At 42.9% G+C, this 11,809-nt stretch carries 6 protein-coding genes and 1 tRNA gene; 5 read left to right on the forward strand and 2 right to left on the reverse strand.

Annotated features, from left to right (window positions below; all coding sequences use genetic code 11):
- The first annotated feature begins 9 nt into the window (after positions 1-9).
- Positions 10-1,779 carry a T9SS type A sorting domain-containing protein gene (locus F3059_RS07810; RefSeq protein ID WP_151167942.1) on the forward strand — a complete coding sequence of 590 codons (1,770 nt, stop codon included), beginning with the start codon at positions 10-12 and terminating at the stop codon, positions 1,777-1,779.
- A 58-nt stretch (positions 1,780-1,837) separates the two neighbouring features.
- Here F3059_RS07810 and F3059_RS07815 read toward each other — a convergent pair whose 3' ends face one another.
- Positions 1,838-2,827, reverse strand: a complete 990-nt coding sequence (locus tag F3059_RS07815; RefSeq protein ID WP_151167944.1) for an aspartate-semialdehyde dehydrogenase — start codon at positions 2,825-2,827, stop codon at positions 1,838-1,840.
- Positions 2,828-2,908: 81 nt separating this feature from the next.
- Here F3059_RS07815 and F3059_RS07820 point away from each other — a divergent pair, with 81 nt between their 5' ends.
- Positions 2,909-6,280, forward strand: coding sequence for a lamin tail domain-containing protein (locus tag F3059_RS07820; protein WP_151167946.1), 3,372 nt, complete (start codon positions 2,909-2,911; stop codon positions 6,278-6,280).
- Positions 6,281-6,359: 79 nt separating this feature from the next.
- Positions 6,360-9,683: a T9SS type A sorting domain-containing protein gene (locus tag F3059_RS07825; protein WP_151167948.1), complete on the forward strand. Its 3,324-nt coding sequence runs from the start codon at positions 6,360-6,362 to the stop codon at positions 9,681-9,683.
- Positions 9,684-9,819: 136 nt separating this feature from the next.
- Here F3059_RS07825 and F3059_RS07830 read toward each other — a convergent pair whose 3' ends face one another.
- Entirely contained in the window at positions 9,820-10,746 is a 927-nt protein-coding gene (locus F3059_RS07830) for a PfkB family carbohydrate kinase (protein ID WP_151167950.1), read from the reverse strand.
- Positions 10,747-10,857: 111 nt separating this feature from the next.
- Between F3059_RS07830 and F3059_RS07835 the strand changes: the two genes are divergently transcribed.
- Both F3059_RS07835 and F3059_RS07840 read left to right on the forward strand, forming a co-directional pair.
- Positions 10,858-10,931: transfer RNA gene (locus tag F3059_RS07835), tRNA-Asn, on the forward strand.
- Positions 10,932-11,219: 288 nt separating this feature from the next.
- Positions 11,220-11,708 (forward strand): hypothetical protein, encoded by a 489-nt coding sequence (locus F3059_RS07840; RefSeq protein WP_151167952.1) that lies wholly within the window; start codon positions 11,220-11,222, stop codon positions 11,706-11,708.
- Positions 11,709-11,809: the final 101 nt, after the last annotated feature.

Here is an 11,809-nt window from a genome sequence, read left to right on the forward strand (position 1 = left end):
AATAGGCTTATGAAACAGAAACTACTCATGACGATTGCAGCTGCAGCTTGCACTGCGTTTAGTATCTCCGCTAACGCCCAGTTGCGTTACGCTGAAGAGATCTTTGACGAAAGTGAAATCGAGGTACAAACCGATATCACTTATGGAATCAATGTTGACTTTTTGAAAAACACGTCATTATTAGATCCAAACTACATTCAAAATAACCAGCAACAGATTGCGGGTGAAATGAGCTATCTCGACAGTACACTTCAGGCTGGTGGTAACCCGAGCATGAACTACTTCCTTCCTTATGGAGCTGACTCCTCAACAATTGTAAAAGTATCACAGCTCGAGATGGACGTTTACATGCCAACGACCAGTGCTGATAACATGGCTGAACGCCCGGTTATTGTTTACGTTCACACCGGAAACTTTTTGCCTCCCATTATCAACGGTAGTGTTGGTGGCTCCAAAAATGACTCGGCAGCGGTTGAGTTTTGTACTCAATGGGCAAAACGCGGTTATGTAGCTGTAGCTCCAAATTATCGTCACGGGTGGAACCCGCAGGCAAACGACCCGCAAACCGGTCAAATCATTAGGCGAGCAACATTGTTGAATGCTGTTTACCGCGCTATTCACGATGTAAAGCAATCTGTTCGAGTATTGAGACAGGGCGCAAACCAGGGGCCAAACCCTTATGGTATTAATTCAGACAAAATCGCATTATTCGGTCAGGGATCTGGTGGTTATGTAGTATTGGCATACACAACTATTGACAGCCAAAGCGAAGTGGGAACTTCTAAGTTTTTGAACCCTCTAACTAATCAACCTTACGTTAACGAACAAGTTGTTGGGAACTACGAAGGTTTTGGTGGTTTGTTGAACCTTTATGTTGACAATGGTGAAAGTGCCGATATTCAACACACTGTCAATGCAGGTGGTGCTTTAGGTGATATTTCATGGTTAGATGGCAATGAAGCTCCAATGATGAGTTTCCACTGTATCAATGATCCATTTGCACCATTTGATACCAACCAGGTTGTAGTTCCAACTACAAACAACAATGTTGTTCCGGTTCCGGGACCAAACACATTTATTCCTGAAGCCAATGCGTTAGGCCTCAACTCTGACTGGATTAACAAGAATGAGTATCAGGATCCTTATACTTCTCGTGCACGTTCGCTTTACGGCAGAACTTTTGAAACGTTCTACCCAACAGCTCCTCTCGATGAAGTAACAATTGACGCAGATGCTGAAGGTTTGTTTGCTTTCCAACTCCCATTGAAACAAGCTCGTTTTGAAAATCAGGGCGCTCCGTGGGAATGGTGGAGTGAAAGTGATGTAATCGCTTTAGCTCAGGCAGTCAACCAACAAACCGGTGGTTCTTATGACGGTGCTGCAATTCACCAAAACTCATTGATGTCAAACCCTGATATGTCAAAAGAAAAAGCACTTCGCTACATCGACACAATCCAGGGTTACATGCACCCCAGATTGATGCTTGGAATGGGAATTGGCGACACGAATGCTGTTGGCTACGATGAGCTTTACCCATTTGCTGAAGCTGAGATCAAGATTTTCCCTAACCCATCAGTTGGTGAGGTGAATATTCAATCAAAAGGTGACGCCATTCAAATGGTAACTGTTTTTGATCTCACAGGTAAAATCGTTTACCGCTCTGAGAACATCAACAGAGAGTTTGAATCGATCAACCTGAACGAACTCAAATCAGGAATGTATTTGATCAAAGTTGAAGGTGATGAAGCCTCTTCAACGGAAAGACTTTTCTTGCACTAAGAAATAAGTAACTTCAAATAATGAAGCCCCGCAGCATAAATGTTGCGGGGCTTTTTATTTACACAAGTTTGTTTTCAACTAAGTACTCGGCTATTTGAATAGCGTTCAGAGCCGCTCCTTTTCTCAGGTTATCGGCTACGACCCACATGTTGAGTGTGTTTTCAAACGATTCGTCAACCCTTAGTCGACCGACAAAAACATCGTCTTTCCCCTCGGCAAATCGAGGCATCGGGTATTGATTTACATCCGGATTATCCTGCAACTTTATACCGGGTGTGTTTTGATATTTTTTGCGGATATCAGTCAGCGAGAACGGTTTCTCAAACGTGACATTGATCGATTCTGAGTGACCACCAACTACCGGAACGCGAACTGCTGTAGCAGTAATGCCAATGCTGTCATCATTTAAGATCTTGCGCGTTTCATTGACCAGCTTCATTTCCTCTTTCGTGTATCCGTTTTCCTGGAATACATCACAGTGAGGAAGGCAGTTTTTATCGATCGGATAAGGATAAGCCATCTCCGCATCAACTCCATCGCGCTCGTTATTCATCTGTTGAACAGCCGAAACTCCCGTTCCGGTTACAGATTGGTAAGTTGAAATAATGAGTCGCTTCATGCCGTACATCTCGTGGAGTGGCGCCATTGCCATAACGAGCTGAATTGTAGAGCAATTAGGATTCGCGATGATTTTATCTTCAGCGGTGAGCGATTTTGCATTGATCTCGGGAACGATGAGCTTCTTGTCCTCATCCATTCGCCATGCAGACGAATTATCGATTACTGTGGTTCCGACCGATGCGAACTTTGGCGCCCATTCTTTGGAAATACTACCTCCGGCCGAGAACAAAGCGATGTCCGGTTCTGACCGAACCGCATCTTCAAGCGATTTAATTTCATATTGCCTGCCGTTGAATTCAACTTTTTTCCCAACTGATTTTTCCGATGCTACCGGAATTAATTCATCTACCTGAAACCCTCTTTGAGCAAGAGTTTTGAGCATTACCTGACCAACCATTCCGGTGGCTCCAACGACTGCAACTTTCATATTAAATATTTTATAACCTATTGAACCTTCGTAAAGGTGGCCAAAAGTAATATTTTTGAACATTGACAAGAACAAAACCACATGAAACGAACGATCATATTTTTGTTTTTAACCATCACGTTTTTAAACGGATACTCTCAGTTTAATGACGATTTTAGCGATGGCGATTTCAGTCAGAACCCAACGTGGTTTGGCGACACCTCGATCTTCATCGTGAACGCGCAAAACGAATTTCAACTCAACGATGTTGTGAGCAGCGAAGCCCATGCTGTGACACAAAGCCAGGCTATTGTGAGCGCGAGCTGGGAAGCGAAAATCAGGATGGATTTTGACCCATCATCATCAAATTATTGCAGGTTCTATTTAGTTAGTGATCAACCCGATTTAAAAGGAAGCCTCAACGGATATTTTTTGAGAATTGGCGGAGTTTCAGGAGATGGAGATGATGTTAGCCTGTACCGCCAGGATGGAACTTCAGAAACTCTTTTAATCGATGGAGCCGACAGCACCGTGGGATTAACTCCTGAAGTTCGTGTACGCGTCAATAGACAAGCAGGCGGACAATGGGAACTCGAAATTGATACGGCTTTAAACGGAACATTTCAAAGCCAGGGAATGGCAACGGATAATACTTACACAAACGCGCAATACACGGGTGTTTTCTGTGACTACACGAGCACACGAGCCGATAAGTTCTTTTTCGATGATTTTGTGGTTACCGGAACTCCCGTTCCCGATACAACAGCTCCTTCGATCGACAGCCTGGTGATTGTGAGTAATTCAGAATTAGATGTTTTCTTTTCCGAGTCGCTCGATCAGCAATCTGCTGAAACCGATCAAAACTACTCTGTTGATCAAAGTATCGGAAACCCGTCAAATGCAACGCTCGATTCACAAAACGACCGACTCGTACACCTCACTTTTAGCTCCACTTTTTCGCAGGGATCGAGCTACACGCTTTCAGCATCAAATATCGAAGACCAAAACAACAACATGAGCGGCACGCTACAGGAAAGCTTCGTTTATTTTATTCCGCAAACACCCATTGCAAAAGACGTCATCATCAATGAGTTTATGGCTGATCCAACTCCGCCAGTTGGGCAACCAGATGCAGAATACATCGAGCTGTACAACAACTCAAACAAATCATTTGATCTTTCAGGATGGACCATCAGCGATGCCTCTTCAACAGTTTCACTACCCGGCTACCCGCTTTTAGCCGGTGAATATGCCGTGATTATCGATAGCGATGACAGCTCGCTGTTCAGCAACGTGAATAATCTCGTTTTAGTCAACTCATTACCTGCGCTCAACAACGGAGGTGACGACATCGTTTTAACTGACGGTCAGAGCCTGGTGATCGACTCACTCAGTTACGAAACCTCGTGGTATGGAGATCCCAACAAAAGCTCAGGCGGTTACAGCCTGGAGCTCATCAACCCAAATGCGATTTGCGGAGGAGCAAACAATTGGAAGGCCTCTGAAGATCAATCAGGCGGAACGCCCGGTGCGCAAAACTCCGTTTTCAACACCCAGCCTGATGTCACTCCGCCCGGCATAACGAGTGTGTCAATTCCAGATTCCTCAACGATCCAGCTCCAATTCAACGAGGGAATCGATACGGCTCTGAGCACGAACTCATTTATTTTGAGTCCGCTCATTCAACTATCAGGCATTACGATTAACGACCTCAGTTCGATCAGCCTTAATCTCGCATCACCGCTTGACTCGGCACAGATTTACGACCTGTTGGTCCAAAACATTTCAGATTGTCCGGGGAATACGCTCAACGACACAACCATTAAAATCGCAATCGGGAAAACGCCACAGCCTTTTGAGCTCGTTATCAACGAACTTTACCCTGATCCTGATCCGGAAATCAGCAACCTCCCCGATGCTGAGTTTGTCGAGATCTTCAACACTACCCAAAAAGCACTCAACCTCAACGGACTTTCCATAACCGATGGCACCTCAACGACTTCGTTGCCTAACGAGATTCTCCTCCCGGGCGAGTACGCCATCGTTATCGATGATGATTTCACGCTCAATTATCTCAATCACGGCAAGTTGATTCCCGTTTCCAGCCTTCCTTCACTCAACAACAGCAGCGACCAAATCGTGATTTACAGTCTGAGCCAAACGATTGACCGCGTCAATTACAACTCCTCCTGGTATGGAAGCGCTGAAAAAGCCGGGGGCGGTTACACGCTGGAACGTATTTCTCCTTTTGATTTTTGCTCTGGAGATGAAAACTGGAAAGGATCTGACCACCCTGATGGCGGAACTCCCGGATCTGAAAACAGCGTTTTTGATCCAAACTCAACTGTTCCAGATCCCGCTTTGACGAGTGTGAAAATTGACAGTTTAAAAGGTATCAGAGCCGTTTTCAATCGCAGAGTTGATTCTACAACAATCATCTCAGCAAATTTTGAACTATTGCCAAACCCCGGAATTGACAGCGTTTATTATTCACCGTCAGAACCGAACGAAGCCATCATCATCATTGCTTCAGATTTGGTGGCCGGTCAAAACTACACGCTCACCGCGACAAATATTTTGGATTGCGCAGGAGCAATAATCGGTTCGGGGAACAGCGTTGACTTTTCGCTTCCAACACGCGGAACTGTTGTAATCAATGAGGTTTTGTTCAATCCGCGATCCGGTGGATCAGACTTTGTGGAGCTCTACAACCCAAACGACATGCCTGTTGATGTTACGGGTTGGGGATTTCAATATGTCAGCAACAACGGAGACACATCCGTCAACGCCTTTGAAAATCAGCAATACGTCATTGAGCCTGATGGATACCTGGTTCTGACCGAAGAGCCGGAAAATATACTACTCGAATACCCAAATGCTGTTGAGGAAAACATTTACGAAAGTGATCTTCCAACCTATGCGAATGACGAAGGAAGAGTAACGCTGGTTTCGACTCTTAACGACACGATCGATGATTTTTACTACAACGAAGATTACCATTTTGAACTTCTCAACGATCTTAATGGCATTTCGCTGGAGCGCATCAGTCACGAACGCAACACGATGGATGCTACAAACTGGCACTCGGCATCTGAAGTGGTTGGCTTTGCAACACCGGGATACGAAAACTCTCAGGGAGCCAATCTGGAAGTAGAACCAAACGAAATTACCGTTAGCCCTGAAACATTCTCACCCGATAATGACGGCTATAACGATGTGGTATCGATCGGTTATGAGTTGGATGAGCCGGGTTATGTGGCAAACATCAAAATCTTTGACAGCAACGGAAGAGAAGTAAAAGAACTGGCCAACAATAAACTCCTCGATCGTAAAGGAGCATTGAGCTGGAATGGAATTAATGAAAATGGCGAGAAATGTGGTGTTGGAATCTACATCATTTATGTTGAACTGTTCAACCTTGATGGTGATGTAGAGACATTTAAAGAGGCCTGTGTTTTAGCCACTCGTTTTTAAGTCGATTTAAAGTTCCCTTAACTTTCGCCCTTTATAATCGCGTTACTTTTGCGGCAAAATCTTTAAAATAAAAAGAGTTATGAGAAAACTTTACTTCGGCTTTTTGTCGATGGTATTTGCATTAATTGCAATTAATGTTAGTGCTCAAACTGTTGTATCGCAACAGAGTTTTGAAGGCACTACATCGGATGACTGGAACTACACCGTAACCCCTACAAACTTCAATGGTGGCGGTGATATTTGGGACACTGTAACTACACTTCCAAATGTAGCATCAATGCCTACAGCTGGTTCTTATTTTTGGGGTGTTCGGGATCTCAACAGCCCAAATGGAACTACTGGTTTTGCTGAAATCAATTTTGATACTGTTCATACTTCTTCAATTTCAACTGGCTACATTGCCTTTGACTATGACATTTATCAATTTGATAGTGGAGATGATGTACAATACGAGGTTTTTGCAAACGGAACTTCTCTTGGCGTTGACACAATTATTGATGGATTTTCAAATCTATCTGCAGTAGGAACTGTAAACGTTGCAATTCCGTCAAATACTGACAGTGTAAGACTTAAGCTCTATGTTAAGCAAAATGGCGGAAGTGACTACGCTGGTTTTGATAACTTTAGAGTAATGAGTGGATCTATTCCAACTCCCCCATCAACTCCATTTTACAACATTGCTGACATTAATAATGTAGACGCAAACGGTGTTGCAGATTCTCTCAACGTTACTTGTTTCACTCAAGGGCTTGTTCTGGGAGTTGACCTCAACTCTGGCGGAGGATATTCTTTCACACTTTGGGATGGTGAAGGTATTGGCGTTTACAACAACTCTGATGTGAATGGTTACTCTGTTCAGGAAGGTGATTCAATCATCATTCGCGGAACAGTAGATCAGTTCAACGGTCTTACTCAACTAGGAAGCATCGATTCAATTTCTGTTGTAAATACTGGAAATGCACTTCCTTCTCCTGCTGTTATCACGGCACTTGATGAGACTACTGAAAGTAAGCTTGTTCGTTTTGATAACGCTGAAATCACAGCAGACCTCGGGTTTGGTAACTGGGAAGCTGTAAGTGGTATGGATACTATCACAATGCGTATTGAAACTGAAACAAATGTTGACGACTCAGTATCTTTAGCTGTTGGTGATTCGCTTTGCTACATCATCGGCCTTGGAGGTCAGTATGACAGCAACTCCCCATACAATGAAGGCTACCAATTGATTCCTCGTTACTTTGCTGATGTTGACACAACTTGTGGTTCTTCAAGTAACCCACCAGCTCCTTCAACTGATCCTTTCTACAATATTGCTGACATCAACAATGTTGATGCAAACGGTGTTGCCGATTCTCTCAACGTTACTTGTTTCACTCAAGGCCTAGTTCTTGGTGTTGATCTCAACTCTGGCGGAGGATACTCTTTCACACTTTGGGATGGTGAAGGTATTGGCGTTTACAACAACTCTGATGTGAATGGTTACTCTGTTCAGGAAGGTGACTCTATCATCATTCGCGGAACAGTAGATCAGTTCAACGGTCTTACTCAACTAGGAAGCATCGATTCGATTTCTGTTGTGAACACCGGAAATGCACTTCCTTCTCCGGCTGTTATCACGGCACTTGATGAGACTACTGAAAGTAAGCTCGTTCGTTTTGACAACGCTGAAATCACAGCAGACCTCGGTTTTGGTAACTGGGAAGCTGTAAGTGGTATGGATACTATAACAATGCGTATTGAAACTGAAACAAATGTTGACGATTCAGTATCTTTAGCTGTTGGTGACTCGCTTTGCTACATCATCGGAATTGGCGGGCAATATGACAACAACTCTCCATACACTGAAGGCTACCAAATGATTCCTCGTTACTTTGCTGATGTTGACACAACTTGTGGTTCTTCAAGTAGCACTCCTACTCCAACAGGAACTCCTTTCTACAATATTGCAGACATCAACAATGTAGATGCGAATGGTGTTGCAGACTCTTTAGGAGTTGAGTGTTTCACAAAAGGTGTTGTTTTGGGTGTTAACCTGAGAACTTCAGGATACCAATTTACACTTTGGGACAATGAAGGTATTGGTGTATTCAACTTCAGTGACGTGAATGGTTACACTGTTCAGGAAGGTGATTCTATCATCATCAAAGGTGAAGTTGATCAATACAACGGATTAACGCAAATGGGAAGCATCGATTCAATCCACGTTGTAAACAGCGGAAATCCACTTCCTTCTCCATCGGTTGTTACTTCTCTTGACGAGTCAACTGAAAGTGAGCCAATTCAAATCAACAACGTTCTCGTAACAGGTGTGAGTGGTTCAAACTTTGAAATTGTGAATGCTACTGACACAATGACCATGCGTATTGATACAGAGACTGGTATTTTCAATGATATCACTCCTGCTGTTGGCGATTCACTATGCTCAATAGTTGGAATTGGTGGTCAGTTTGATGGATCTTCTCCATACACATCAGGCTATCAGATTTTCCCAATGTACTCGAGTGATCTCGACACAACATGTGGTGGTGTTACTCCTCCTGCTGTTGATCTCAACATTTACCCAATTGGTGATGTAACGACTGTTGACGCTAACGGTGAGCCAGATTCATTGGGTGTTGTTTGCGGTGTACAGGGTGTTGTAACAACTATCGACTTTAGAGTAAGTGGTTACGAACTCTACATTCAGGATGCTACAGGCGGAATCAACGTATTCAGCTTTAGCGATTACAACAATGTTCAGCCATTGATGGGTGACTCTCTACTCGTTTGGGGTGAAATCGATCAGTACAATGGTTTGACTGAAATTATTGTTGATAGCCTAGAGGTTCTTAACTCAGGAAACTCTATTCCAAATCACAAGTTAGTTAATACTATCACAGAATCTGTTGAGGGTGAAATTGTTGAGATTCAAGACTTTGTAGTTAATAGTGTGGATAGTACTAATGCTGGTACAGGAGCAATTAATTACGGAATTAATAAAGGACAAGACTCATTAACTTTAAGAGTTAGAGATATTACAGGTATAAATGACATGATTACCCTTAATGTAGGCGATACCCTTTGCTCTGCAAAAGGCGCTGCCAGTCAATACGATGATCAAGCTCCTTTATTTGATGAATATCAACTTCTACCAGTTCAAATGTCAGATCTCACGGTGAACAACTGTGACTCTATTGAAAACTCAATCGGTGAGGTTGCAGAAAAAACTGAGCTTCGCGCTTATCCAAACCCAACCAACAACATGTTGAATTTCAACAAAACAATTGACTTTGTGATGTTCAACGCGCTTGGTGAAGAAGTTAAGCGTGCAACTCGCGTGAGAAGAATCAATGTAAGTGATCTTACAAATGGTATTTACTTCATCAAATCTGAGGATACTGTTCTCAAGGTTATCGTGAAGTAAAACGCACAATTTTCGATAAACAAAAAGGGCTTCAGAAATTCTGAAGCCCTTTTTTTATGTCTGCATGATATTGGTCAGATCCGTCATAAATAGTGACGAAAAGCCGGCTGTAGTTCCGGCTCTGACCGTTATCGTTTTATACTAATGAAATATCGAACTGAGTGAGGTTTACAAACTCGCGAACGCGCTCATCGAAATCTTCCTGTGTTACGTTTTGCAGTCGCTCCGTTCCAAACTGCTCAACGCAGAAAGAAGCCATTGCAGAACCCACGATTACGGCACGCTTCATGTTTTCAAAGGAAATATCCTTCGTAGAAGCCAAATGACCGATAAATCCGCCAGCGAATGAGTCTCCGGCACCAGTTGGGTCAAAAACCTCTTCGAGCGGCAATGCAGGCGCAAAGAACACTTCATTCTCGTTATTGAAGAGAAGCGCTCCGTGTTCACCTTTTTTGATCACCAAAAACTCTGGTCCCATCCTGAGGATTTCCTGAGCTGCTTTCACAAGGCTGTACTCTCCAGAAAGCTGACGAGCTTCCTCATCGTTGATCGTCAATACGTCAACTTTTTTGAGCACTTTCTTGAGATCGTCCATCGCGATATCCATCCAAAAGTTCATGGTATCCATTGCGATGATTTGCGGCTTGCGCTCACACTGCTCGATCACTTTCAACTGAACATCAGGAGCGAGATTACCGAGCATGAGAAACTCAGGGTTTTTGTACTCTTCAGGCAATACCGGATCGAATTTTTCCAGAACGTTGAGTTCTGTTACCAGGGTATCGCGGGTGTTCATATCGTTGTGATACTTACCACTCCAAAAGAAGCTTTTTTCATCTTCTTTTATTTGAAGACCCTGCTGATCGATTCCGCGCATGTCTAGCATTGCCAGGAAGTCCTTTGGGAAGTCTCCTCCCACAACGCTAACAATTCCGCTTTTCTTTTTGAAGAATGAAGAGGCGATACTGATGTAAGTACCTGCGCCTCCGACAATTTTATCACTTTTACCGAAAGGTGTTTCAATTGCATCAAATGCAACTGAGCCTACTGTAACTAATTCCATGAAAATTTTTCGTTTAAAATTTTGCCAAAGATATTGTTTAATTGGTGTCTTGTTAGTAATATTGCCTCCCATTTTGAAACAGACACCATATAAATGGTGGGAAAACAAAATTCCTCAGTAGCTCAGTTGGTTAGAGCATCTGACTGTTAATCAGAGGGTCGTTGGTTCGAGTCCAACCTGAGGAGCAGAAAAATTAAAGCGTTATAACTTTTTGTTATAGCGCTTTTTTTTGCTTCTATTCCCGGGTTCTTCACCTCCCGCTTTTAACCAACCAACTGTATAATTTCTCTCACACTGGTTCGTGTATTCTATTCAAAGAGAACTCCTTTCAATTTGTTTTTATTCTGGTTTTTGTAGTTTTACGGTTAAGAGAAGTAAAATTGATACAAATAAAAATTCACTTATCCCCGGTTTTAAGGTGGGTTAAAGGGACATTTTTTCAAGTTATAAGTTAGTTGGCGGGCATGCAAAAAATGACGACAAAGACAGTAAAATATAAAGATTGGACTTTTGAAGTTGACTACGGACGAACAAAAGAAGTTTACGACAAGGTTAAACACGGAAGTCCAGAAGGATGTGCTTGTAATGACTGTAAAAATTTCGCGACAAATAGGGAAAACATTTATCCAGCCGAAATTAAAAACTTGCTATCAGAATTCGGAATTGACTACAAAAAGGAATCTGAAATTTATCACATGGCACTACTTGAAAGTGGACTTCACCATTACGGTGGTTGGTTTCACTTCAAAGGAAAAATAATAGAAGGAAAGGACTGTAAAATTGACCTTGGTGGCGGTGGAAGTACTTTTGACACAGCTAAAGTTGCAGACGACTTTGAAATTGCATTTATGAAAGGAAGTGACTTGACCTTTTTTGACAAAGAAGTAAAGGACGACTTGATTCAAATTGAGTTCATTGCTGACTCCGAATGGGTGATAGACAAAGAAATAGAAAGTGAATAAAAAAGCACGACCCGCCAACAATGGGTATAAAACATAGGGCGGACAGTGGTTTCCGCGAGTTTCGGGTTCTTAGTAAGTTTGGTTTCGGCCAGACAGAAAAG

It is taken from the genome of Salibacter halophilus (genome assembly GCF_008806325.1).
Taxonomy (GTDB): Bacteria; Bacteroidota; Bacteroidia; order Flavobacteriales_G; family Salibacteraceae; genus Salibacter; species Salibacter halophilus.